A 22,603-nucleotide genomic window follows, 5' to 3' on the forward strand; every position below is an offset into this window, starting at 1 on the left:
TTATGGATCTGGTCGTGGGACTCGACGCTGGCGGCACGTCCACCAGGGCTTTGGTGCTCGGACTCGACGGCGCCCGCCTGGGTCAGGGCCTGGCGGGTGGCGCGAACCCGAACTCGCACCCGCCCGACGTGGCCGCCGCCCACATCGGCGAGGCGCTGGCGGAGGCGTTGGACGGCCTCGACTCCCGCAAGGTCCGCTCCGGCGTCCTCGGCATGGCGGGCGCCTCCCGCATGACCGACCCCGCGGTCTTGGACCTCTTCCAAGGAGCTTGGGAACGCGCGGGCCTGCACTGCCCGATGCGCGTGATCACCGACTGCGAGGCCGCCTTCGCCACCGGCACCTCGTCAGCCGACGGCACGGTTCTGGTGGCGGGCACCGGTTCCATCGCGGGCCGCATCGCCGGCCACCGCATGGTCGGCCAGTCCGGCGGCTACGGCTGGCTCATCGGTGACGACGGCTCGGCGTTCTGGCTGGGCCGCGAAGCCGTCCGCGCCACGTTGAAGCTGCTCGACCTGGACGCACCGCTGGAAGGCCTGGCCACCGCCGTCCTGACCGCCGCAGGCGCTCGCAACCGAGGCCAGCTGATCACCGCCGTCAACGCGGCGGCGCCCATCAAACTCGCCCAGTTCGCGCCTCTGGTGAGTTCCGCCTACCACCACGGCGATCCCGAGGCGCTCGCGATCGTGGCGTCCGCCGCCCGCCTGCTCGCCGACACCGCCACGGCCGTCCGCGAGCCGTCCGACACCTCACCGATCGTGCTGGTCGGCAGCCTGATCAAGACCCCGGTCGGCACGCACCTGAAGCAGGAACTCCTCACCCGCTGCAACGCTCCGGTGATCATGGCGACGGAGGGTGCGGCGGGAGCGGCCTGGCTGGCGGCCGTGGACGTGCTGGGACCGGACGCGCCGAGGCCCAGCAGGTCATGACGCCAGCAGCCGGCCTGAATGCGGTGTCCGCTCGTGGTAGGCGCGCAGCAGGCCGGCATGCACGTCGTCCACGTGTTCGGCGGCGTCGGCGTTCCACACCAGCGTGATCCGCCGGTGCAGCGGGTTGCCGATGATCGGCTTGAGCAGCACGCCCGGCAGGTCGTGACCGGGGAAGAACCCCGCCACGGCACCGGTCGACCGCACCAGGTCCGCGGCGACGACGGGGTCGATGCCGAAGTGCGCGCACCGCGGCGTGAACCCGACCGCTTCGCAGGCCAGTTCCAGGTTCAGCCGGCCGCCGTGGTTCTCGTCCGGGACGACCCACTCCTCGCCGGCGAGCTCCGACAGCAGCACCTCGCTGCGGCCGGACAGCCGATGGCCCACCGGGACGCCGATCAGCATGCGTTCCGTGACGACACCGCGCAGGCCGACCGCTTCCGGGAACCGCAACGGACTGCGCGGGAACTCCACCACCAGGGCCAGATCGAGGCCGCCGGTGCGCACGAGCTCCAGCACGGCGTCGGCGCCGCGTTCGACGTGCGTGGTCTGCGGCAGGCTCGGCAGCACCTCCCTGACCACCCCGACCAGCAGCGCGGTCGGCGAGCCCACCACACCACCGAGCCGGATGCCGGAGTCGCCGCGTTCGGCCAGTTTGCGCGAGGTGACGAGCAGGTCGTCGAACCGTTCGACCAGGTCCTGGGCCCGCAGCACGACGTGGCGGCCCAGCTCGGTCAGCTCGACGCCGTCGTTGCGGCGCAGGAACAACGGCCCGCCGAGACTCGCCTCGATCCGTCGGACCTGAGCGGTCAGCCCGGCCTGGGCGATCTTCATCTGGGAGGCGGCCCGGCTGATGCTGCCCGCCCGCGCCACGGTCAGCACCACGTGCAGATGTCTCAGCTCCATTCGCACTGAGGAAGCCTAGGACAGTTGCTCATCAACGAACACGGCCACGCGGGTGTCACCAGATGACGCTCCGTCGCCGTCGTAAGGGCGGTTGGTCTGTCAGGCCGATAACTCGGGAATTATCGGCACCTCACACCTGCCGCTGCGCGCGCGGACTGCTCCACGCTGCTGTTGACACCAAACGACCGCAGAGGGTGTGAGCGCCATGAGGAAAGCGTTGCGGCTGCGACGCCTTTCCCGTCCGCACGACGACAGGTACCTGTTCGTACCGTTGGACCACAGCGTTTCGGACGGTCCGGTGGTGCCGCAGGACCGGTGGCAGGACCTGATCCGCGCCGTTGTGCAGGGCGGTGCCGACGCCATCATCGTCCACAAAGGACGGGTACGTACCATCGATCCCGCCGTGCTGGGCGGATGCGCGCTGATCGTCCACCTGAGCGCGGGCACCGCGCACATGGCCGACGCCAACGCCAAGGTGCTCGTCGGCGAGGTCGACGAGGCGTTGCGGCTCGGTGCCGACGCGGTGAGCGTGCACGTCAACATCGGCTCCGACACGGAAGCCCGCCAGCTCGCCGACCTCGGTACGGTCGCGGCCGCGTGCGACTCGTGGAACGTTCCGCTGGTGGCGATGGCCTATGCCCGCGGCCCGCGCATCGGCGATCCCAGGGACCCCGCTCTGCTGGCGCACGTCGTCAACATCGCGGCGGACCTCGGCGCGGACATCGTCAAGACCAACCTGGCCGACGACATGACCGAAGTCGTTGCCGGCTGCCCGATTCCGGTGATCGTCGCGGGCGGCCCCGCCTCGGCGAACAGCCTCGCGGGCCACGCCCGCGTGGCGATGGCGGCGGGCTGCGCGGGCCTCGCCGTCGGACGGCGGGTGTTCACCTCGCCGACGCCGATGCACCTGGTCGCGGAGCTGGCGTCGATCGTGCACGCGCCCACCGACGCAAGTCTCATCCACGCCCTGACCGCCACCTTGGAGAACCGGTGAAGTTCGCCTGGATCGACCTCAGAACCGTCCCGGAAGCGCACCGGACCGCCGTCATCGACGCGGCCGTGCACAGCCGGATCGCCGGAGTCGTCGCGGACGACCCGTCGTTGCTGGACGACCTGCCGCCCACGATCACCCGCGTGCTGCTCGCCGACGACCCGGCCGACAGCCCGCACCTGGTCACCGTGACGGTGCACGACCAGGACCAGCTGGACCGGCTGCACTCGGGTTCCGCGTTCGTGACGGTCAGCGACGACCGCACGCTCAAACTCGCCTGTGCCGCGGCGGAACGGCTCGACCACACCGTCGTCGCGTTCACCGACCCGACGAAGATCCCGCTGGAGATCGTGATCGCCGCCGCCGACGGCGCACCCGGCAAGCTGATCACCGTCGTGGCCGACCTCGTAGAGGCCGCGATCGTCCTCGAATGCCTGGAACACGGCTCGGACGGCGTGCTGATGGCCCCGCGGGACGCGACCGACGTGTTCAAACTGGCCCGGCTGCTGGAAGTCACGTCCCCGCCGCTGACCCTGACCACGCTCACCGTGGAGGCGTTGACCCACAACGGCCTCGGCGACCGCGTCTGCGTCGACACCGCCTCGCACTTCCGGGAGGACGAGGGCATCCTCGTCGGCTCGTTCTCGTCGGGTTTCATCCTCTGCTGCAGCGAGACGCATCCGTTGCCGTACATGCCGACGCGGCCGTTCCGGGTCAACGCGGGCGCGCTGCACTCGTACGTCCTGGGCCCGGCGAACCGCACGAACTACCTGTCCGAACTGCGTTCCGGCAGCAAGGTCCTCGCCGTCGACGCCGACGGCCGCACCCGCGAGCTCACCGTCGGCCGGGCCAAGCTCGAGTCCCGCCCGATGCTCACCATCACCGCGCGGTCGCCGGAGAACGTCGTGGTCGACCTGATGGTGCAGGACGACTGGCACGTCCGCGTCCTCGCGCCCGGCGGCAAGGTCCGCAACGTGACCGAACTCCAGCCCGGCGACGAGTTGCTCGGCTACATCGCTTCCGAGCAACGGCACGTGGGCCTCCCCATCGGCGAGTTCTGCAAGGAGTCATGAAGTGCGTGAGTTCATCACCGACCTGCTGCACCGCCACGGTGACGAGGTCCCGATCTTCAGTCACCGCAACACAGTCACGCACGGCCTGCTGCGCGCCGACGTCACCGCTCACGCTCTTCGTTTCGCCGCCGTCGGCATCCGTGACGGCAGCACGGTCGCCGTCCAAGTACCGCCGAGCTTCAGCCAACTGGAGGCCGTGCTCGCGCTGTGGAGCATCGGTGCGCAGGTGATCTCGATCGACCACCGCCTGCGCCCGGCCGAAGCCCACGTCCTGCACGAACTCACGCGCCCCGAGTTCCTCGTCCACCCCGGCGGCGCTCCTGTCCAGGGTTTCCAGGAGCGGTACGGACTCGTGGCCGAGCGGGTCGACGGCGTCCCCGCTGCTTCTCCGCACCGACTCGTCCAGTTCAGCTCCGGCTCGACCGGCCGCCCGAAGGTGATCGGCCGCAGCACGCCGTCACTCGTCGACGAGGTGGCGCGCTTCTCCGCCTCCGACGGCATGGTGCGACGCGGCGAACGCCTGCTGCTGCTCAACTCCCCCGCGCACAGCTTCGGCCTGATCGGTGGCCTGCTGCACTCTCTCGCGGCAGGAGTGCACCTCGTGTTCGCCGCAAGCCCGACCGCAGAAGACATTCTTTCCTCTGCACGGACTCATGAGGTCGATTTCGTCACCGGCCTGCCCTTCCACTTCGACCTGCTGGCCTCCTCACCCGACCGCGACGCGTTGCGCACGGTCCGCGGCGCGTTCGCCGGCGGCGAGATGATGCCGCAGGACGTGGCCGACAGATTCCTTGCCGCCTATGGCTTCCCGGTGGGCGAATGCTTCGGCACCACCGAAACCGGCGCACTGACCATTGCCGTTTCCGGCACGGTCCGCCCGTCCGTCGGCAAGCCGATGCCCGGCATCACAGCACGAGTGCGCAACGGCCTGGTGGAAGTGGCCTTGCCGGAAACGCCCTACCTGGCCGAGAACGACCCGGCACGCTTCTCCGGCGGCTGGTTCCGCACCGGCGACCGAGGCGAGTTCACCCCCGACGGCGAACTGCGCCTGCGCGGTCGCGCCGACTCGCTGGTCGTGGTGCGCGGCAACAAGGTCGACCTGACCGAGGTCGAACAGGTCCTACGTGGACACCCGCAGGTGACCGAGGCCGTCGCGGTGGGACGGACGGAAATCCGCGCGTACGTGGGCACCACGAGCGACACGCTCACCGCGCAGGCGTTGTCGGATTGGTGCACGGAAAGACTCGCTGAATTCAAGCTCCCCCAGCACATCCACGTGATGGACACGCTGCCCAGGACGTCCAGCGGCAAGATCATCCGAAACATGGAGCCGCTCCATGCGTCCTACCTTCAGGCACATTTGGCAGGAAACAATGGCACGAAATGACTTACCAGGCCTAGCTTTTCCGGCATGCCCAAAAGATCGTCCAGCGTGGTGGGCCGGGAGTTCGGTGGCACTGTTCGCGCCATCATCGCGAGGACCGGCCTCACCCATCGCAAACTCGCTGAACTCCTCGGCTGGCAGGAAGCCAAGATCTCCGACATGACCCTCGGCAAAGGCGGTGTGACCGAGGCGGACGTCCTGCTGCTGCTCGGGTACTGCCGGGCCACGGTCGAGGAACGTGAACACCTGCTGGCGCTGTTCCACGAGTCGGGCAACGCCTGGCTTCAGATCCCGAAGGACGGCGTGCCGGACCAGGTCCGCACGCTGATCGACCACGAGCAGGACGCCGAGGAGATCATCACCTGGTCGATGATCCTCGTGCCCGGCCTGGTGCAAACGCCGGACTACGGCTACATCGTCACCGAACGTTCGCCCGTGATCGAGGCCGAGGACGTCCCGGCAGTCGCCGCTGCCAGGGCGGCTCGCGCGCACATCCTCGAACCTGGCCGCAAGTTCGTGTTCTTGGTGCACGAACAGGCGCTGGAGCTTCCGGTCGGCAGCGTCGAGGTGTGGCGAGAACAGCTGGCCCACCTGCTCAGGATGTCGGTGCGGAAGTACATCAGCATCCGGATCGTTCCTCGGTCAGCAGGCGTGCACGCGGGTACCTGCGGTGACTTCTGCCTGATGAAGTTCCCGAAGTACCCGCCGGTCGTCTACGCGGACAGCGTCAACTACTGCCTGTTCTTCGACGACCCGGAGACCATCAAGATCCACGAGGACATCCTGACGGCTCTCGCGGCCGTCGCTCTGTCTGAGGAAGAATCGAGGGCGGTGATCGACAACATCTTGGAGGGCCTCCAATGACCGCCTGGCGCAAGAGCAGCTACAGCGGCAGCAGCAACAACTGCGTCGAGGTGGGCCACGGAATCGGCATCCGCGACAGCAAGGCGCCGAGCACCCACCTCCCGATCTCCCCCGAAGCCTGGTCCGCGTTCCTGCGCTTGACCCGTTTCGCCAGCAAGACGCAGTAACCCTCGGTAACGTCCCCCTCACGCACGTGCAAGGGGGACCGCATGACCGATCCGAACCAGCTCATCGAGGACTACGAGCAGCGCACCGCCGCCTTGCTTGACCAGGCAGAAGAAGCCAAGTCCCAAATCGCAAACCTGACCGGCGCCGCCACCAGCACAGACGGCGCCGTGACGGTGAGCGTCAGCGCAGGGGGAGCGCTGCTGAACCTGTCGTTCGGCACAAAGGCCGACGACATGCCCAAAGACCGCCTGGCCGCCCTGGTGATGTCCACGGCCAAACGCGCCCAGGCCCAGGCCGTGGGCCAGATCGCCACGATCATGGCCCCGCTCATCGGCGACAACAGCGAGGCCATGCAGTTCGTCCAGTCCCAGATCCCACCGATCGACGTCCCGGACGAGCCCGAGCCCGCAGCACCTCCGCAGTTCGTCGTGAACGAGGAACAACAGGACGCGGCCACGACCCAGCCGCCCGCACCTCGCCCGGCCCGCCGCCCTGTCGAGGACGACGACACCGACTACGACCAGCGCAGCCTCTTCAAGAAGGAAGGTGGCTGGTGATGTCGGGCTTCCAAGCCGACCTGAAGGCCCTGGAGGCCCACGAGCGAGAGCTCAAGGCCCTCCTGGCAGGCCTGCCCTCCGCTGCCGACGCCGGCGCTGACTACGTCGGCAATCCGCAGGCCTGGGGTCTGATCGGTCAGTTCTTCGCCATCGGCATGGAGCTATGGACGAACGATGCCAGGGCGTACGTCGACGCGGTGAAAGCCGCGGGAGAGGGAGTGGTGGAGCGGTTCGCGGACATGCGGCAGGCCTACGAAGACCAGGAAGCGTCGATGGCGGCCACGTTCAAGAAGCTCCGCGAGAACCTGGACGGGGTGCAGCCGTGAGCGGTGAGGACAAGCCGAAGTCGGCCGAGGAGCTGAATCCTCTCAACGCGACGGAGGACTTCGACCCGATGAGCTTGGCTCAGAGGTCGAACTTCGACAGCCCGACCCAGGGCTGGGACGCGGCAGGCATCTTCAGCAGCTCGGCGAACCTGATCTACGACGGCATCAAGGGCGACTGGGGCGCGATGGCCGGCGACCTGGCCGCGTTCGGCATGGACCTGCTCGGTTTCGTCACGAACCCGATGGGCAGCCTGCTGTCCGCGGGTATCGGGTGGCTGATCGAGCACATCGGGTTCCTCAAAGAGGGCCTCGACCTCCTGCCGGCGACCCGGACGCGGTCAACGCGATGGCGCTGACATGGACCAACATCGCCAAGCGCATGCAGGAGTCAGCGGACAAGTACGCGAACGCCCTCAACGCTCTCGGTGAAGCCCGAGGCCCCGCGATCGACAACTACCGCCGAGCGGTGCACGACTTCTCGAAAGTGGTCGCCGGGGGCGGCAGCCATGCGACATCCGCCGCGTCAGCGATGACGGTCGCCGCGTCCGCTGTGGGTGTCGTTCGCGGTGCCGTCAGGGACGCGATCGCGACCTTCGTCTCCAACGCGATCATCAAGTTCGCCGCAGCGAGCGCGCTCACACCGATCACGTTCGGCGCTTCCCAGGCCGCCTTCATCGCGGACACGGTCGTGCAGGGCACCATCACCGCGGGCAAGAACGCCAAGAAGATCAGCAAGGTCGTCAAGCAGTTGGAGAAAGTGGCCGACGACGCCAAACGTTCCAGAGACGTGATCAAGGGAACGACCCGCAACCTCGACGACAAGGTGAAGTCGTACAACCAGAACGCGGTCAAGCACCACCAACAAGCGTTGCACCTGACAAAGAAGGCGCAGACGGGCAAGCTCGACGCGGACGACGCCGAGAAGCTGAAGGAACTCGGAGAGCAGGGCAAGCAGCTGCGCAAGGAGTACAGCGAGGTCAAGCGAGCGTTGGGAGAGAACGCCAACACCAACCTCCGCGACGACCTGAACCTGGGCAGCCAGCGCCTCGACGACGCGGCCAAGAAGCTCGACGCGGAAGTGAGGCCGAAGCCGTTCGGCTACGAGATCCCCGGCTTCACCGTGCCGAAGCCGGGCAAGATACTCGGCAACGCGGTGGTCCAGGAGCTGAGCGACCAGACGCACCGCGAGGCCGACGCCCAGGTGAAGCAGAACGAGCGGGACCAGGACTGGCGCGAGTACTGGGAGCAGCAGCGGATGGCGGGCGAGCTGTGATCGAGCTGTTCCTCCGCCGGACAGCAGGGCTCGTCCTGGTCGCGTTCGCAGCCGGTCTCTCGCTCGTCGCCGCGGAACAGCTCGGCGTTTGGGAGAACACGCTGGCCGGACGAACGTCCGTCCAGCCCCTGGGCGTCGAGGACATCATGGCCGGAGCGATCGCCTTCTGGATCATCACCGTCTGTGGGCTGTGCTGGCACCGCAGACGGATGCCGATGTGGCGGGTCTGGACCCGTTGGGCCGCGTTCCCTGGCGTGTACATCGCGCTGCTCAAGACCTTCGCGCTCGTAGCCGACCGCGACCGGCCGATCGCCCTGCTCATCATGGCGGGCCTGCTGGTCGTGTGCTGGGCGCTGGGTGAACTGGTCGTGCTGGTCACCACCAGGCCGGTGACGCCGGCGTTGACGGTGTCAGGGTGGGAGATCCCGTTTCTCACCAGAGGTCTCAAGGCGAGGCTCTGCATCCGCGCGGACCGACTGGTGCTGGACAGCCTGGTGTCACGAAGGAAGCGGTCACGGGACGTGGTCGCGGTTCCGTGGACGGCTATGCGGTCGATCGACCTGGTCGAGGTCGAGCAGGAGATGACCTGCCAGGTGATCATCTATGCCGACGGTGACGTGGGCAGACCTCGCACGTTCGACGTCAAACCCGGTCCTGCGTTGCACGTCGTAGGCACAGCACGCGAACTCCTCATCCCGGTGACGGAAGAAGTCGGCAGGACTGCGCTGGCGGTGGTGCAAGCACGTTCCGCCGGTGTCGAGGTGGTCGAAAGGCGGGTCTGGTCGACCCGTCGCAGGAGGAAGCGCGATTTCCGTCCGGCGAATTGGGAGTACCGGACCGACAGCCGCCCGTACATCCTCCTGCTCGTCGGCGCTTTCCTGCTCATGCCGCTCTACATACTGACGATGATGACGCTGTCGATCGTGACGGGCTCACCTGAGCTGCAGAAGGATTGGGGCACGGTCGGCGGGCTGGACAAGGAGTCCCAGGTGATCGTCGCAGGTCTCGGACTCGTCGCGGTGGCGTTCATCTATCTCGCCTACCGGTTCTGCTACAAGGCTTTCCTGGAGTCCATGGAGGGTCAGGACTCGCTTGAAGCCTTCCCTGAGCCTCCGCCCCTGCCGCCCAAGACCGGGACGGTGCCCGGCTCCGGCAAGAAGCGGAAGAAGCGCTGACCTACCTCAGCAACGCCTCGCGCAGCTCTGGCTTCCGCAGGAGCGCGAGCAGATCCAGAGAGTCGCCGAACACGACATCAGCGCCTGGACTGAACGCCTGCCGCAACATGGACTGGCACACGTCCGCGAACGGCTGTTCTCGTACCGTGTGAATGTGTTCCAGCATCTCGTCTGAGCGGTTGCCCTCACACGCCTCGTTCCACGCGCGCAGTGCGAGCCCGACCACTCTGCGAGCCTGCATTCGCCCCCTTGGCAGCCCCCGACCGTTGAGTCCGCACACCTCGATGGTCGCCTTGCCCTTCGGAGTCAAGGGACTGTAGATGCCCAGAGACAGCGTCAGCAGCAGGTGGTCGAACGGATCTTCGGCCGTGGGGTCGACCAGCAGCGGGTTACCGTGCTCGTCGACCGGAAACTGGTCGCGCTTCTGGTGGCTGTTGCAGGTCGAGCAGGCCAGAAGGTGGTTGAGCCAGTCGAAGGCGCGCAACGGGTTGCGGGCGATGGGATCGAAGTGATCGATGTCCGTGCCACGGCTCTCGCCGCAGTACATGCACGTCTCAAGCCCTGCCGCCATGTCGCCCAGCGCTGCTCTGATCGGCTTCCGAACCGTCGAACTGCCGCGCGCGACTCTAGTAGAGCGTCGCGGCTAAGTTGTGCTCCGTTGAGCAGGGCAGAGGGCTGGGCGGTGTGGTCGCTCGTTACCGAAAGCCCCGGATGGTCGCGCTCTCATGCGCATTTGCCGCCGAGTTGGCGGTAGAAAACTGCCGGCGCAATCGTTTGCTGATCACCTCAAGTACCGCCAACCGTGCAGGTGACAGCTATGAGAGCGCGATCTTCATGATCGAAGCCCGGCCACCTGCCGGCGCCCCTCCCACTCCTCACTAATCCAAGAGATAGCTGCGACACGCTACTAGTAGGCCTCGGACCATGCCCGCGACCTCGCCACATCCACAAGAGGAAGCGGAACTGACCTAAGAGGCGGACTCCGGCACCCGCGGATGCCGGAACCCGGGGTGGTCCGCAGGCAGGGCCTTACGCAGCATCCACCCCGACACCAGGATGCAGACGATCTGCAACGGCCAGGACAGACCGAGCCGAAGAGTGGCCAGCCAGTAGACCTGCGCGTCCAGCCATAGCGGAGTGAACACGGCGACACGCAGCGCGTACTGCCCGACCCACGGCCACGAGGCGATGGAGTAGGCGCGCAAAAGGGCAGGATCTCGACGCCACCGCGCCTTCTGGCCGAGGAGCGTTCCCACCACCACGCCGAGCAACGGCCAGCGCACGGCGATGGAGCCTGCCCAGACCAGGGCGGAAGCCATGTTGGACAGCAGCTGGATGAGGAAGAAGTCCTCAACACGGCCCGTGTAGAGCGCTACCAGCGATGCCGCCACCACGGCCAGGACCGAGAACACGACGGCACGGGGTTTCTCGCCTCGTACGAAGCGGAAGATGCCGATCGCGACACCGCACAGGACGGCCACCACGGCACCGGCGCCGATCGAGTGGTTCCAGATCAGCCAGCCCGCGACGAACGCCAGCGGCGGCAGGGAGGCGTCGAGGGCGCCGCCTCGGCCTCCTAGCAGTGATGCGAGCGACTCGTGGCGCACGTCGGTCATGGTTCCAGGGTGCCTTAGGCGAACCTAACTCAGGTAACGGACCCATATCGGGGATTGACCCCGGTGAACCAGGTCACTACCGTCTGGCGAAATCGTCTGGAAAGTTAACAGACAGGAGCGGACCTAATGCGTGCCGGAAGCCCACGACTGTTGCGGGAGATCAACGACCGCGCAGCCATCGAGGCTTTGCTGCGCAACGGGCCGCTGACCAGGTCGGAGTTGGAAGGCCTGATCGGCCTTTCCAAGCCGGCGACCGCACAGTTGCTCACTCGGCTGGAAGCCGGCGACTCCGTGGTCCGCAACGGACTGCGGGGTGGTGGCCGTGGGCCGCGTGCCCAGCTGTGGTCGGTCAACGGGGCGCTTGCGCACATCGCCGCTGTCGATCTCACCCCCGAGACGGTCGACATCGCGATCGCGGACATCTCCGGTGCCGTGCTCACCGAGCACAAGGCACCGATGCCCGCGAAGCACGACGTGCTGGAGGCGTTCGTGAGCGCGGTCGGCAAGGCCTGCTGGCAAGCAGGTCTGAGCGCCGACCAGTTGCTGCACGTCGTGGTGGGCTGTCCGGGAGCGGTGAACCCCGCGAACGGTGAGCTCGCCTACGCACCACATCTGCCCGGCTGGAGCGGTTTCGACATGCCCGGCCGGTTGCGGGCGCAGCTCGCGACGTCGGTGAGCGTCGAGAACGACGTCAACCTCGTCGCGCTGGAGGAGATGGTCGCCGGACGGGCCACCGAGGTGAGCGACTTCGTCGTCATCTGGCCCGCGGATCTCGTCGGTGCCGCCGTCGTCGTCAACGGATCGCTGCTGCGCGGCGCTTCCGGCGGCGCGGGCGAGATCGACGGACTGATGATCCCGGACCGCGCGGCGGCCGACACCGACACGGACCGCTCCGGCGGCACGTTCGGTGAACTGCTCAGCAACACGTCGATCTGCAAGCTCGCACGCGCTCACGGGCTCACCGCGCGCAACGGCCACAGTGCCGTGCGCAAGGCGCTGGCCGCGGGTCCTGCGGGCCGTGAGTTCATGGTCGATCTCGCCAAGCGCATCGCCACGGGCGTGGCTAGCGTCGTCGCGGTGCTCGACCCGGAACTCATCCTCCTGTCCGGCGACATCGCGCAGGCAGGCGGAACCACGCTGAACGACCTCGTTGCCGCGGAACTGCGGCAACTGGTGGTGCCGCGAACACCGATCCAGCTGGCCTTGGTGACCGGGAAACCAGTGCGCAGCGGCGCACTGCACTCGGCGCTCGCCGTTGCCCGCGAACAGGTGTTCGGCCTCCCGGCAGCCACCACGGCTCCATTCCGCGGCCCAGTGGTCGCCGGGTCCCCACGTTGATCGAGAAGGAGTGCACATGCGCAAGCACACCCGTGCTGCCTTGCTCTGTGTCGCCGCAGCGCTGACCCTCACCGCATGTGCGGCGGGCAAGGGTGGTGGCGCGAATTCCGACGCCGCAGCTGCTCCTGGCAAGGACGACAAGCTGACGCTCACGGTCTGGAGCAACTACTCCGACCGCGAGTACGAGGAAGTCACGAAGGCCCTCAAGACGTTCAACAAGAAGTTCCCGAACATCGAGATCAAGCACGAGGGCTCGCAGGACGACGACAAGATCACCGCGGGCATCCGTTCGGGCAACACGCCGGACGTCGCGCTGTCGTTCACGACCGACAACATCGGCCAGTTCTGCTCCTCGGGCGCGTTCCAGCCGCTGAAGGCCTACATCGACCGCGACAAGGTCGACCTGAACCAGCTCACCCCTGCCGTGCAGCAGTACACCGAGTACAAGGGCAACCGCTGTGCGATGCCCATGCTCACCGACGTGTACGCCATGTACTACAACAAGGACCTGCTCTCGACGGCCGGCATCACGACCCCGCCGAAGACGCTGGACGAGCTGTACGACGCGGCCGTGAAGGCGACCAAGAAGGCGCCGAACGGTGACATCGAGGTCGCGGGCTACCTGCCCACGATGGGCTTCTACGCCAACCGCCCGACCATCCTCGCGCCGACGTTCGGTGCGGAGTGGGAGAAGGACGGCAAGTCCGGTCTCGCCGGCTCCCCCGGCTTCACCGAGATGATGACGTTCCAGAAGAAGCTCGTCGACTTCTACGGCTACGACGCTCTCGAGCGGTTCCGCGCGGGCCTCGGCCAGGAGTACTCGGCCGACCACGCGTTCCACCAGGGCAAGATCGCGATCATGGTCGACGGTGAGTACCGCACCGCCTTCCTCAAGGCGCAGGCGCCGCAGATCAAGTTCGGCACGGCCCCGTTCCCGACCTGGAAGCCCGCCGACTACGGCACCGCGTTCACCACGGGCACGATCATGGGCATCCCGAAGGGCGCCAAGAACCCCGGCGCCGCGTGGGAGCTGATCAAGCACCTGACGTTCGACACCGACACGATCGTCGGCCTGTCCAACGCCATCAAGAACGTCCCGAGCACCAAGGCCGCCATGGAGAGCCCGCAGCTCGAGGTGGACGAGCAGTTCAAGACGTTCATCGACCTGGCCAAGAGCGACAAGCTCAAGGGCAACCCGGTCACCCCCATCGGTGACGCGCACATCAAGGCCGTCACCGACTTCTCGGTCTCCTACCAGTCCGGCAAGGTCCCGGACCTGGCGGCAGGCCTCAAGGAAGTCGACAAGAACATCGACGACCAGATCGCCAAGAGCGGCAAGTAGGGGATTCGCAAGATGACCGCCACGCTCGGCGCGCGGCCCGCCCCCGGCAAGGGGCGGGCACGTGCCCGCCACCGTCTCGCCGTGCTCGGGTTCATGGCCCCGGCACTCATCGGCTTCGTCCTGTTCTTCGGTTATCCACTGGTCGCCACGGTCATCTTCAGCTTCACGAAGTACGACCTGATCAACCCGCCGGAGTTCAACGGACTCGCCAACTACGAGTTCATGTTCAAAGATCCCTTGCTCACCAAGGCGATCGCGAACACCTTGTGGTTCGTCGTCGTGCTCACGATCGCGCGGACGGTGTTCGCGCTGGGCGTGGCATCGGTCATCGCACGTCTCAAGTCGGGCGTCGGGTTGATCCGGACGCTCTGCTACCTGCCGTCACTGGCGCCGCCGGTGGCCGCGACACTCGTGTTCTTCATGGTGTTGCGCCCCAACGGCGGCCCGGTCGACAGCGTCCTCGGCTGGTTCGGGGTCGACTCGCCGCTGTGGTTCTCGGACCCGGCGTGGGCCAAGCCCGGCATCACCGCGATCATGCTGTGGATCTCCGGCGACCTGATGATCATCATCCTCGCCGCGATCCTCGACGTGCCGCAGGAACAGTACGAGGCCGCCGAACTCGACGGCGCCGGCCCGATCCGGCGCTGGTGGCACGTCACGCTTCCGACGATCTCCCCGGTGCTGCTCTTCGGCATCGTGAACTCGGTGATCCTCGCGTTGCAGCTCTTCACGCAGGCGGTCGTCGCGGGGTCGGCCGGCTCGGGAGCGGCGGACGCGACGGGATCGACCAAATATCTCGGTTTCCCGGACAACTCCACGCTGACGTTCCCGGTTTACCTGTACACGCAGGGCTTCCGCTACTTCGACATGGGCTACGCGGCCGCCATGGCCACGGTCCTGTTCATCATCTCGTTCGCCGTGACCATCGTGCTGGTCCAGCGGATGCGCAAGAACTCCACGGCTGAGGAAGGGGGTCCGGGAGCATGACCGCCACGCTGACCAAACCACCGGTCGACGTCCCCGCGGAACCGGAGCAGCCGCGCAGGAAGCGCAACGTCGCCGGTTTCCTGAACTGGGTCGCGACGCACTCGATCGGCCTCGCGCTCGGCCTGATGTTCGCCACGCCCGTCGTGTTCGTGTTCCTGACCGCGGTGATGTCGGACAACCAGGCCTTCACGTCGAACCTCTGGCCCACGGAATGGCACTGGGAGAACTTCGTCGAGGTCTTCGACAAGGCCCCGCTGTTCCAGTACCTGATCAACAGCCTCACGTACTCGCTGCTCGCGACCCTGGGCATGCTGATCTCGTCGATCCCCGCCGCCTACGCGCTCGCGAAGCTCAAGTGGCGCGGCCGCAACGTGGCCTTCATCCTCGTCATCGGCGCGATGATGCTGCCTCCGCAGGTCGTCGCCGTACCGCTGTACGACACGTGGTCCTCGCTCGGCCTGACAGGCACGCTGATCCCGTTGATCGCGCCGTACTTCCTCTTCGACGCGTTCAGCATCTTCCTGCTGCGCCAGTTCATGCTGACCATCCCGCAGTCCTACGTGGACGCCGCGCGGGTGGACGGCTGCTCGGAGTTCCAGGCGCTGGTCCGGATCATCGTGCCGATGGCGAAGCCCGGCATCGCGGCCACCGCGCTGTTCTGCTTCCTCTTCACCTGGAACGACTACTTCGGCCCGTTGCTCTACACCGGCGAGGTCAAGGACCAGTGGACGTTGTCGCTGGCACTGGCGACGTTCAAGGGCATGCACATCGTCCAGTGGAACTCCTCGATGGCGGTCACGTTCCTGACGATGATCCCGGCCGTCGTCCTCTTCGTCTTCGCCCAGAAGTCGTTCGTCAAGGGCATCACTTTTACGGGAGTCAAAGGATGAAACTCACCGTCGTCGGTGGCGGGTCCACCTACACACCGGAGCTGATCGACGGCATCGCCGGCCGTCGCACCAGCCTGGCGGTGGACGAGATCGTCCTCGTCGACCCGGACGAGCACCGCCTCTCACTGATCGGCCCGTTCAGCCAGCGGCTGCTGGAGCACGCGGGCCACTCGGCGAAGGTGCGCACCACCACGTCGCTCGAAGAAGGCATCGAGGGCGCGTCCGCGGTTCTGCTGCAGCTGCGCGTCGGCGGGCAGAAGGCGCGTGCCTCGGACGAGACGTTCCCGCTCACGTGCGGGTGCGTCGGCCAGGAGACCACCGGCGCGGGAGGCCTCGCCAAGGCCCTGCGGACCGTGCCGGTGGTCCTGGACATCGCGGACAAGGTGCGCCGCATCGCCGGGCCTGACACGTGGATCGTGAACTTCACGAACCCGGTCGGCATCGTGACGCGGGCGCTGCTGCAGGAGGGTCACAAGGCGATCGGCCTGTGCAACGTGGCGATCACGTTCCAGCGCTGGACGTCCGCACTGCTCGGCGTCGATCCGTCCACTGTGGAGCTCGAGCACGTCGGTCTGAACCACCTCACGTGGGAACGCGGTGTGTACGTCGACGGCGTCGACCGCCTGCCGGAGCTCCTCGCCGACCACGTCGAGGGCCTGGCGGAGCACATCGGCATCGACGGCGGGCTGATGCGGCGCCTGAACATGGTGCCGTCGTACTACCTGAACTACTTCTACAACCACGACGCCGTCGTGAAGAAGCAGCTCACCGAACCGCCGCGCGCCGAGGTCGTGGCCGCGGTCGAGAAGGAGCTGCTCGACATCTACGGCGACCCGTCGGTCGTGACGAAGCCGGAGCAGCTGTCGCAACGCGGCGGCGCGTACTACTCCGAGGCGGCCGTACAGCTGGTGCACGCGCTGACCGGTGGCGAAGGCGCTGAGAAGCACGTGGTGAACGTGCAGAACAACGGCTCGCTGCCCTTCCTGCCCGACGACGCCGTGATCGAGGTGTCGTCCACTGTGGACGCGAACGGCGGCAAAGCGCTGCCGGTGCGTCCCGTGGAACCGTCCATCTCCGGCCTGATCTCGCACGTCACCGCGTACGAGTACCTGGCACTGGAAGCGGCCAGGCACGGTGGCCGCGACCGAGTGGCGAACGCGCTGCTCGCGCACCCGCTGATCGGCCAGCACGCCATCGCGGACCAGCTGGCCGACGAGCTGATCGCGCAGAACCGCGACCTGCTGCCGTGGGTGAAGGGAAACTGACAACGATGACCGACCGGGTGCTCGCCATCGACGGTGGGAACAGCAAGACCGCTGTGCTGCTGGTCGACGCGGACGGCAAGGTGCTCGCGCAGGTGCGCGGCCCTGGTGCCCCGCCTCAGACCGTGGGCATGAAGCGCGGACTCGACGTGTTCGAGGGACTGGCACGCGAGGCCGCGGCTCAGGCGGGACTGTCCCCCGACGAGCCGATCGCCGCGCACACGTCCGCCTACCTCGCGGGAGCAGACCTGCCCCGCGAGGAGGAGGCCCTGACGCGGGCGATCACCGAGCGGGGCTGGTCGAGGACGACGTTCGTCGGCAACGACACCTTCGCGCTTCTGAGGGCGGGCACCGCGGCCGCCGGCGGCGTGGCTGTCGTCTGCGGCGCGGGCATCAACGCGGTGGGCGTGGCCAGGGACGGCCGGACCCACCGGTTCCCCGCCCTGGGCGCCATCTCCGGTGACTGGGGAGGCGGCGGCCAGCTCGGCAACGACGCCCTCTGGCACGCCGTGCGCGCGGAGGACGGCCGGGGCAAGCCGACCCTGCTGCTGGACGCGCTCCTCGCGCACTACGGCGAGAAGTCGATCTCCACGGTGGTCGAGAAGATCCACTTCGAGGAGATCGAACTGGACCCGCACGCCCTCTGCCCGTTGGTGTTCGAGGTGGCCGCGCAGGGTGATTCCGTTGCCCTGGAACAGATCGACCGTCTGATCGAGGAGATCGTCCTGCTGGCCACGGTCTCCATGCGCAAGCTCGACCTGATGAACGAGCCCGTGGACGTGGTGCTGGGCGGCGGAGTGCTGACGCACACCGGCGACACGGTGGTCGGCCCGGTTCGTCAGCAGATCCTGGAAGCCGCCCCGCTCGCCCAGGTCCGCCTGGTCGACGTGCCACCCGTCGTGGGTGCGGCGCTCCTCGGCCTCGACCACATCGGGGCCTCGCCGAGCGCGGAGCTGAGGCTGCGCTCGGCCTACAACGACCACGTCCCGACGGCCGCCCTCGACGTGGCGGCGAGCGGCTAGCCCACAGACCCCGTCTCAGGGGGTTTTCGGCGGCGGTGCCCCCTGAGACGGTCCCAACCCCACTGCTCGGGGCTTATCGGCGGCGGCGCCCCGAGCAGTGGTCCCAACACCTTTCCGGGGAGCAAGTCCGGCGGCGGCGCTCCTCGGAAAGGCCCAACGACCCCCGCAGCGACCTCACGCGCCGAGGTCGTTGCGGGGGTTTTCGGCGTTCGGGACCTCGGACGAAACATCGGTGGGCAACACTGCGGGCGCCACCGCGGACACCGCACCGGAAGGCGCCACGGTCGTCGCGGCGACGCTCTTCTGGGGCGACCCGGCCTCCGGAGTGACCACCGGATTGGAATGGGGAGGCGGCGTGACCACGCCACGCCCGTCGGCTCCGGGCAGGGCCGGACCGCTCAGAGCGACCCCGGTCAGCAGAGCGCCTGTGACGAGCGCGACACCAAGGGAAAGGAACGGAAGCGGCAAACCAGAACGCACCCGGCAGAAGGTAGCGACAGAATGAGACGAATCCGTCGGATCACCCTCTAGCTTCCCTCGATCGAGTGGTAAAAGAATCGTCACCGACAGCGACAAAACCTACGATGCCGTAACCGACGGTGGCGTAACCAAGGGTTCTTTGTGCATGCTAACTAGTCGCCTTCGGACGGGAGCCCGCCGGCGACTGGCAGGACGAGGTCGTACGAGCAAGGGGGATGTAGTGCTGCTGCGATGGAACAGTCTCGTGTCCCTGGGGGACAGCTTCACCGAGGGCATGGACGACCCGGGCCCCGGCGACAGCTACGTGGGCTGGGCGGACCGCCTGGCGGGCATGATCGCCCAGCGGGCACCTGAGTTCAGGTACGCCAACCTCGCGGTCAGAGGCAAGATGCTGCAGGAGATCATCGACGACCAGGTGCCGCTCGCGATGTCGCTCAAGCCGGACCTGGTGACGTTCTGCGGCGGCGGCAACGACATCATGCTGCCCAACAGCGACCCGGACGCGCTGGCCGAGGTCTACGAGGTGGCCGTGGCCGAGCTCAGGTCCACCGGCTGCGACGTCGTGATCTTCACCGGGTTCGACACGCGATCGACGCCGCTGCTCAGGAGCATCCGCGGCAAGGTGGCCATCTACAACACGCACCTGTGGTCGATCGCCGAGCGCTACCACTGCCGGATGGTCGACCTGTGGGCCATGCACCCGTTGCACGACCGTCGCGCGTGGAGCGAGGACCGGCTGCACCTCTCGCCGGAGGGGCACCAGCGCGTCGCGCTCAAGGCCGCCGAGGTGCTCGGGCTGATCGACGACCAGTCCTGGAACGAGCCGTGGCCCGCGCTGCAGCAGACCGACTGGGTCACCCAGCGCAAGGCGGACCTCAAGTGGGCACGCGAACACGTCGTGCCGTGGATCGGCCGCACGCTCAGGGGCGAGTCGATGGGTGACGGTCTTGCACCCAAGCGACCGGAGCTGCTGCCCATGGCGCGCTGCAGCGACGAAAGCCACGTCGTCAACTGAATCAAAAGCGGAAGGCCCGACCGGCACTCTCCCCCGAATGCCGGTCGGGCCCTCCAGACGCAGGCGCCTTACCCCCTCGGTAATCCCCCACTCGGCGGCCTGCTGCTCCAACATCCCATGCTTTGGGACCAGACGACTAAACGTCCGCTAAACCTCGGACGAGAGGGAGTCCAGCAGGGTCCGGACCTCCACCGCACGAGCCGAATTGACCTGCGCGTACAGGCGCAGTGCCTCCGTCAGTTCCGCAGCCGCGGCAGCCCATTCCGCCCGCCGGAGCAACACGCCGCCGAGCACGTGCCGGCCGAAGCCTTCGAGGTAGGTCACCTCGGCGACGGCGGCCTGGTCGACGACCTGACGGGCCAGCATCTCGGCCTGGTCCAGCGCGCCGGCTTCCAGGTGCAGCTCGGCCAGGTTGGCGAGACCGCGGATCAGCGCGACGTTGTCCCCCGAGCGCCGGTACACCTCGACGGCGTGAGCCTGGTGCCGCAGAGCGACTTCCACGTGACCACGGGCCTGTTCGACCTGTGCCACGTTGTTCAGGCCGTGCGCCTCGCCGACGACGTCACCGGCCTGCTGGGCGAGCTGCACGGACTCCCAGAAGTGCAGCAGCGCCTCGTCGTGCTGCTCCAGCCGGAACAGGACGTCGGCGAGCTGGGCGAGCGTCAGCACCAGGTACTGCCGCTCACCCAGCTCCGTCGCGAGCCGGTGCGCGCGGCGAGCGTCCGGCAGCAGGACGGGACGTCCCAGCCGGGCGTTCGTCGTGTAGGTCGTGTCCAGCATGAGGATCTGGCCGAGGCGGCTCCCCGTCACCTCGGCCGCGGCCAGGCCGAACCCGACCAACGCCACCCACTCCCCGGTGAGTGCGCGCACGGTCGCGTAGTGGTGCAGCAGCCGAACCAGCTGCCACACCTGGTCGTGCAGGCCCTTTTCGGCGGACGCGTGCACGACCGCGACGATGTTGGGCCATTCCCGGTCGAACCAGTCGATCGGGTCGTCGAACGCCGGCAGGGCCGTGCATCCGTTGTCCGCCAACGCGAAGTCCAGGCCGTCACGGGCCGGCCGGATGGCCCGGCGCACGTGGTCGCACGCCACGAGGTAGTAGCTCACCAGGCGCCGCAACGAGTCCAGGTCGGCATGGCCGGCTCCCCGCACGTACAGGCGCACCAGTTCGTGCATCGTGAAGCCGTCCGGCCACGGTTCGACCAGCAGGTTCACCCCGACGAGCTGGGCCAGCCTGGACCGGGCCGACTCGACCTGGATGCGGGTCAGCGCGGCGACGGCGTGCGACGACATCCACCGGCCGGGCGCCAGGCCGACGGACTGGAAGACCTCACCCAGTTCGGACGGCAGATCACGGGTCGAGAGGTCCAGCGCCCGCGACACCCCCATCCCCGCCTCCGGCAGGTCGAGGCCGCGCATCCGGTGCCCGTCGTCGGCCAGTTCCCCCACCAGCTCCTCGACCGTCCACTCCGGACTGATCACGAGCTTCGCGGCGGCCACCCGCAGCGCGAGCGGCAACCCTCCGCAGAGTTCGGCGAGCTTCTGCGAGGCCACCGGATCCTGCCGGGACAAAGGCCTGCCCAGCACGTCGTCCACGAGCGCACGCGCCGCGGAGTCGTCCAACGGGCCGAGCTTGCGCACGCGGGCGCTGTTGGTGACGACGAGTCGTTCCATCTGGGACCGCGACGTCACCAGCACCACCGAGCCCGACCCCGGCGGCAGCAGCGGCTGGACCTGGTCGAACGCCGTCGCGTCGTCCAGCACCACCAGCACGCGGCGGCGGTTGAGCAGTGAGCGGTACAGCCCGACGCGGTCCTGGACGCCGACCGGCACGCCGTCCGCCGGCACGCCCAACGCCACCAGGAACCGGGTCAGCACCTCACCCGGCTCGGTGTCCCCCAGCGAAGCGAACAGCACGCCGTGCGGGAACATCTCGGAGTTCTCGTGCCCCCACGTGATCGCGAGGGCGCTCTTGCCGACACCGGGCGCACCGGTCAGCACGGCGACCGACGTCGCCAGCAGGTTCCGCGCCCCCACCACGGTGTCCAGCCACGACATGTCGTCGTCCCGGCCGAACAACCGCGACGCGGAAGCGGGCAGCAACGCCGGTGCCACGATCCCCGCGCGCGGCGCGACGGGACGCGACTCGACCGGGCCGACCACGCTCAACGACGGGTCGTCGCGCAGCACCTGCTCGTGCAGCGCGCGCAGCTGCGGGCCGGGGTCGATGCCCAGCTCGTCCACGGCACGGCGCTGGAACCGCTGGTAGGCCTCCAGTGCGTCGGCGCGCTGCCCGGACCGGTACAGCGCCCGCATGCTGTGGGCGACCAGGCGTTCCCGGAACGGGTACTCGGTGCACAGCCCGCGCAACTCGCCCACCAGCTCCAGGTGGCGGCCGAGTTCGAGCTCGGCGTCGATGCGCTCTTCCAACGCGGACAGCCGCAGCTCTTCCAGGTCGGACGTCATCGGGTCGCCCGGCACGTCCGCGAGCACCGGCCCGCGCCACAACCCCAGCGCCTCGCGCAGCAGGCCCGCCCTGATGGCGGCGGGCTTGCCGCGGGCCGACGCCACGAGCTGCCGGGCGCGGTGCAGGTCGAGACGCCACGGATCGACGGCCAGCTGGTAGCCCGTCGGCGTGGTGCGGATGGTCGCGGAGCCCGCGGGATCGGACTCCTCCAGCACCTTGCGCAGCCGCGAGACGTACCCGTGCACGATCGTCCGCGCCGTGGCCGGAGGCGTGTCCGTCCACAGCGCGTCGACGATCTGGTCGATCGAGACGGGTCGGTTCGCCTCGACGACCAGCATGGCCAGCAACCCGCGCATGCCACGACGGCCCAGCTGGACGAGCCGTCCGTCCGCGAGCACCTGGAGTGGACCGAGCACGCCGAACTCGAGTCCGGTTTTGCTCCGCATGTCCCTCCTCAGGTGCGCTGACCTCGTCACTTCAACAGGTGCGCAACCCCGAGTCTCAGATACAAGTACGACCCAGATTCGCGGGACGCTACTGTTCA

At 67.9% G+C, this 22,603-nt stretch carries 23 protein-coding genes; 18 read left to right on the forward strand and 5 right to left on the reverse strand.

Going from position 1 to position 22,603, the window contains the following annotated elements; translation table 11 throughout:
• Positions 1-14 precede the first annotated feature (14 nt).
• Entirely contained in the window at positions 15-926 is a 912-nt protein-coding gene (locus SK571_RS18050) for an N-acetylglucosamine kinase (protein WP_406601997.1), read from the forward strand.
• Here the strand turns inward: SK571_RS18050 and SK571_RS18055 are convergent.
• On the reverse strand, positions 921-1,829 hold the full coding sequence (locus tag SK571_RS18055; RefSeq protein WP_319985441.1) for a LysR family transcriptional regulator: 909 nt from the start codon (positions 1,827-1,829) through the stop codon (positions 921-923). The genes SK571_RS18050 and SK571_RS18055 overlap by 6 nt on opposite strands.
• 205 nt (positions 1,830-2,034) lie before the next feature.
• Between SK571_RS18055 and SK571_RS18060 the strand changes: the two genes are divergently transcribed.
• Genes SK571_RS18060 through SK571_RS18105 form a run of 10 tightly spaced genes read left to right on the forward strand, consistent with a single transcriptional unit; the run spans position 2,035 to position 9,640 of the window.
• Entirely contained in the window at positions 2,035-2,823 is a 789-nt protein-coding gene (locus SK571_RS18060; RefSeq protein ID WP_319985237.1) for a 2-amino-3,7-dideoxy-D-threo-hept-6-ulosonate synthase, read from the forward strand.
• A complete protein-coding gene (locus SK571_RS18065; RefSeq protein ID WP_319985238.1) occupies positions 2,820-3,893 on the forward strand; it encodes a 3-dehydroquinate synthase II in 1,074 nt (357 codons plus the stop codon). Before SK571_RS18060 ends, SK571_RS18065 begins: the two co-directional genes overlap by 4 nt.
• Before the next feature lies 1 nt (position 3,894).
• Positions 3,895-5,280 carry a class I adenylate-forming enzyme family protein gene (locus SK571_RS18070; protein ID WP_319985239.1) on the forward strand — a complete coding sequence of 462 codons (1,386 nt, stop codon included), beginning with the start codon at positions 3,895-3,897 and terminating at the stop codon, positions 5,278-5,280.
• 24 nt (positions 5,281-5,304) lie between these two features.
• Positions 5,305-6,141: a helix-turn-helix domain-containing protein gene (locus SK571_RS18075; RefSeq protein WP_319985240.1), complete on the forward strand. Its 837-nt coding sequence runs from the start codon at positions 5,305-5,307 to the stop codon at positions 6,139-6,141.
• Positions 6,138-6,308, forward strand: coding sequence for a DUF397 domain-containing protein (locus tag SK571_RS18080; RefSeq protein WP_319985241.1), 171 nt, complete (start codon positions 6,138-6,140; stop codon positions 6,306-6,308). Before SK571_RS18075 ends, SK571_RS18080 begins: the two co-directional genes overlap by 4 nt.
• Before the next feature lie 42 nt (positions 6,309-6,350).
• Positions 6,351-6,866: a YbaB/EbfC family nucleoid-associated protein gene (locus SK571_RS18085; RefSeq protein WP_319985242.1), complete on the forward strand. Its 516-nt coding sequence runs from the start codon at positions 6,351-6,353 to the stop codon at positions 6,864-6,866.
• Positions 6,866-7,192 carry a hypothetical protein gene (locus SK571_RS18090; protein ID WP_319985243.1) on the forward strand — a complete coding sequence of 109 codons (327 nt, stop codon included), beginning with the start codon at positions 6,866-6,868 and terminating at the stop codon, positions 7,190-7,192. The genes SK571_RS18085 and SK571_RS18090 overlap by 1 nt, the downstream gene beginning before the upstream one ends.
• Positions 7,189-7,548 carry a hypothetical protein gene (locus SK571_RS18095; RefSeq protein WP_319985244.1) on the forward strand — a complete coding sequence of 120 codons (360 nt, stop codon included), beginning with the start codon at positions 7,189-7,191 and terminating at the stop codon, positions 7,546-7,548. The genes SK571_RS18090 and SK571_RS18095 overlap by 4 nt, the downstream gene beginning before the upstream one ends.
• A complete protein-coding gene (locus SK571_RS18100) occupies positions 7,539-8,465 on the forward strand; it encodes a hypothetical protein (protein WP_319985245.1) in 927 nt (308 codons plus the stop codon). Before SK571_RS18095 ends, SK571_RS18100 begins: the two co-directional genes overlap by 10 nt.
• The gene (locus tag SK571_RS18105; RefSeq protein ID WP_319985246.1) at positions 8,462-9,640 is read left to right on the forward strand and encodes a hypothetical protein; all 1,179 of its coding nucleotides are present in this window, start codon (positions 8,462-8,464) and stop codon (positions 9,638-9,640) included. Before SK571_RS18100 ends, SK571_RS18105 begins: the two co-directional genes overlap by 4 nt.
• A gap of 1 nt (position 9,641) precedes the next feature.
• Here the strand turns inward: SK571_RS18105 and SK571_RS18110 are convergent, their stop codons facing one another.
• Both SK571_RS18110 and SK571_RS18115 read right to left on the reverse strand, forming a co-directional pair.
• Positions 9,642-10,187, reverse strand: coding sequence for an HNH endonuclease family protein (locus tag SK571_RS18110; RefSeq protein WP_319985247.1), 546 nt, complete (start codon positions 10,185-10,187; stop codon positions 9,642-9,644).
• Positions 10,188-10,608: 421 nt separating this feature from the next.
• A complete protein-coding gene (locus tag SK571_RS18115; protein ID WP_319985248.1) occupies positions 10,609-11,256 on the reverse strand; it encodes a DUF3159 domain-containing protein in 648 nt (215 codons plus the stop codon).
• A gap of 126 nt (positions 11,257-11,382) precedes the next feature.
• On the opposite strand from SK571_RS18115, the gene SK571_RS18120 reads away from it, so the two are divergent.
• Genes SK571_RS18120 through SK571_RS18145 form a run of 6 tightly spaced genes read left to right on the forward strand, consistent with a single transcriptional unit; the run spans position 11,383 to position 18,097 of the window.
• On the forward strand, positions 11,383-12,594 hold the full coding sequence (locus SK571_RS18120) for an ROK family protein (protein WP_319985249.1): 1,212 nt from the start codon (positions 11,383-11,385) through the stop codon (positions 12,592-12,594).
• Positions 12,595-12,610: 16 nt separating this feature from the next.
• A complete protein-coding gene (locus SK571_RS18125) occupies positions 12,611-13,936 on the forward strand; it encodes an ABC transporter substrate-binding protein (RefSeq protein WP_319985250.1) in 1,326 nt (441 codons plus the stop codon).
• 12 nt (positions 13,937-13,948) lie between these two features.
• The gene (locus SK571_RS18130) at positions 13,949-14,923 is read left to right on the forward strand and encodes a carbohydrate ABC transporter permease (RefSeq protein ID WP_319985251.1); all 975 of its coding nucleotides are present in this window, start codon (positions 13,949-13,951) and stop codon (positions 14,921-14,923) included.
• Positions 14,920-15,813, forward strand: a complete 894-nt coding sequence (locus tag SK571_RS18135; protein WP_319985252.1) for a carbohydrate ABC transporter permease — start codon at positions 14,920-14,922, stop codon at positions 15,811-15,813. Before SK571_RS18130 ends, SK571_RS18135 begins: the two co-directional genes overlap by 4 nt.
• Positions 15,810-17,078 (forward strand): 6-phospho-beta-glucosidase, encoded by a 1,269-nt coding sequence (locus SK571_RS18140; RefSeq protein WP_319985253.1) that lies wholly within the window; start codon positions 15,810-15,812, stop codon positions 17,076-17,078. Before SK571_RS18135 ends, SK571_RS18140 begins: the two co-directional genes overlap by 4 nt.
• Before the next feature lie 5 nt (positions 17,079-17,083).
• Positions 17,084-18,097, forward strand: a complete 1,014-nt coding sequence (locus tag SK571_RS18145) for an N-acetylglucosamine kinase (RefSeq protein ID WP_319985254.1) — start codon at positions 17,084-17,086, stop codon at positions 18,095-18,097.
• Between the two features lie 174 nt (positions 18,098-18,271).
• On the opposite strand, the gene SK571_RS18150 is transcribed toward SK571_RS18145, so the two are convergent.
• Positions 18,272-18,577, reverse strand: a complete 306-nt coding sequence (locus tag SK571_RS18150) for a hypothetical protein (RefSeq protein ID WP_319985255.1) — start codon at positions 18,575-18,577, stop codon at positions 18,272-18,274.
• A 220-nt stretch (positions 18,578-18,797) separates the two neighbouring features.
• Between SK571_RS18150 and SK571_RS18155 the strand changes: the two genes are divergently transcribed.
• Positions 18,798-19,592 (forward strand): SGNH/GDSL hydrolase family protein, encoded by a 795-nt coding sequence (locus tag SK571_RS18155; RefSeq protein WP_406601998.1) that lies wholly within the window; start codon positions 18,798-18,800, stop codon positions 19,590-19,592.
• A 147-nt stretch (positions 19,593-19,739) separates the two neighbouring features.
• Here SK571_RS18155 and SK571_RS18160 read toward each other — a convergent pair whose 3' ends face one another.
• A complete protein-coding gene (locus tag SK571_RS18160; protein ID WP_319985256.1) occupies positions 19,740-22,505 on the reverse strand; it encodes an AfsR/SARP family transcriptional regulator in 2,766 nt (921 codons plus the stop codon).
• Positions 22,506-22,603: the final 98 nt, after the last annotated feature.

Source organism: Lentzea kristufekii, assembly GCF_033949925.1.
In the GTDB taxonomy this organism is placed as follows: Bacteria; Actinomycetota; Actinomycetes; order Mycobacteriales; family Pseudonocardiaceae; genus Lentzea; species Lentzea kristufekii.

Bases quoted from the DNA above. Each gene is read 5' to 3' on its own strand.
- SK571_RS18055 (WP_319985441.1), bottom strand. From the start codon at position 1,829: ATGGAGCTGAGACATCTGCACGTGGTGCTGACCGTGGCGCGGGCGGGC.
- SK571_RS18060 (WP_319985237.1), top strand. From the start codon at position 2,035: ATGAGGAAAGCGTTGCGGCTGCGACGCCTTTCCCGTCCGCACGACGAC.
- SK571_RS18075 (WP_319985240.1), top strand. From the start codon at position 5,305: ATGCCCAAAAGATCGTCCAGCGTGGTGGGCCGGGAGTTCGGTGGCACT.
- SK571_RS18080 (WP_319985241.1), top strand. From the start codon at position 6,138: ATGACCGCCTGGCGCAAGAGCAGCTACAGCGGCAGCAGCAACAACTGC.
- SK571_RS18085 (WP_319985242.1), top strand. From the start codon at position 6,351: ATGACCGATCCGAACCAGCTCATCGAGGACTACGAGCAGCGCACCGCC.
- SK571_RS18090 (WP_319985243.1), top strand. From the start codon at position 6,866: ATGTCGGGCTTCCAAGCCGACCTGAAGGCCCTGGAGGCCCACGAGCGA.
- SK571_RS18100 (WP_319985245.1), top strand. From the start codon at position 7,539: ATGGCGCTGACATGGACCAACATCGCCAAGCGCATGCAGGAGTCAGCG.
- SK571_RS18110 (WP_319985247.1), bottom strand. From the start codon at position 10,187: ATGTACTGCGGCGAGAGCCGTGGCACGGACATCGATCACTTCGATCCC.
- SK571_RS18115 (WP_319985248.1), bottom strand. From the start codon at position 11,256: ATGACCGACGTGCGCCACGAGTCGCTCGCATCACTGCTAGGAGGCCGA.
- SK571_RS18120 (WP_319985249.1), top strand. From the start codon at position 11,383: ATGCGTGCCGGAAGCCCACGACTGTTGCGGGAGATCAACGACCGCGCA.
- SK571_RS18125 (WP_319985250.1), top strand. From the start codon at position 12,611: ATGCGCAAGCACACCCGTGCTGCCTTGCTCTGTGTCGCCGCAGCGCTG.
- SK571_RS18130 (WP_319985251.1), top strand. From the start codon at position 13,949: ATGACCGCCACGCTCGGCGCGCGGCCCGCCCCCGGCAAGGGGCGGGCA.
- SK571_RS18135 (WP_319985252.1), top strand. From the start codon at position 14,920: ATGACCGCCACGCTGACCAAACCACCGGTCGACGTCCCCGCGGAACCG.
- SK571_RS18140 (WP_319985253.1), top strand. From the start codon at position 15,810: ATGAAACTCACCGTCGTCGGTGGCGGGTCCACCTACACACCGGAGCTG.
- SK571_RS18145 (WP_319985254.1), top strand. From the start codon at position 17,084: ATGACCGACCGGGTGCTCGCCATCGACGGTGGGAACAGCAAGACCGCT.
- SK571_RS18160 (WP_319985256.1), bottom strand. From the start codon at position 22,505: ATGCGGAGCAAAACCGGACTCGAGTTCGGCGTGCTCGGTCCACTCCAG.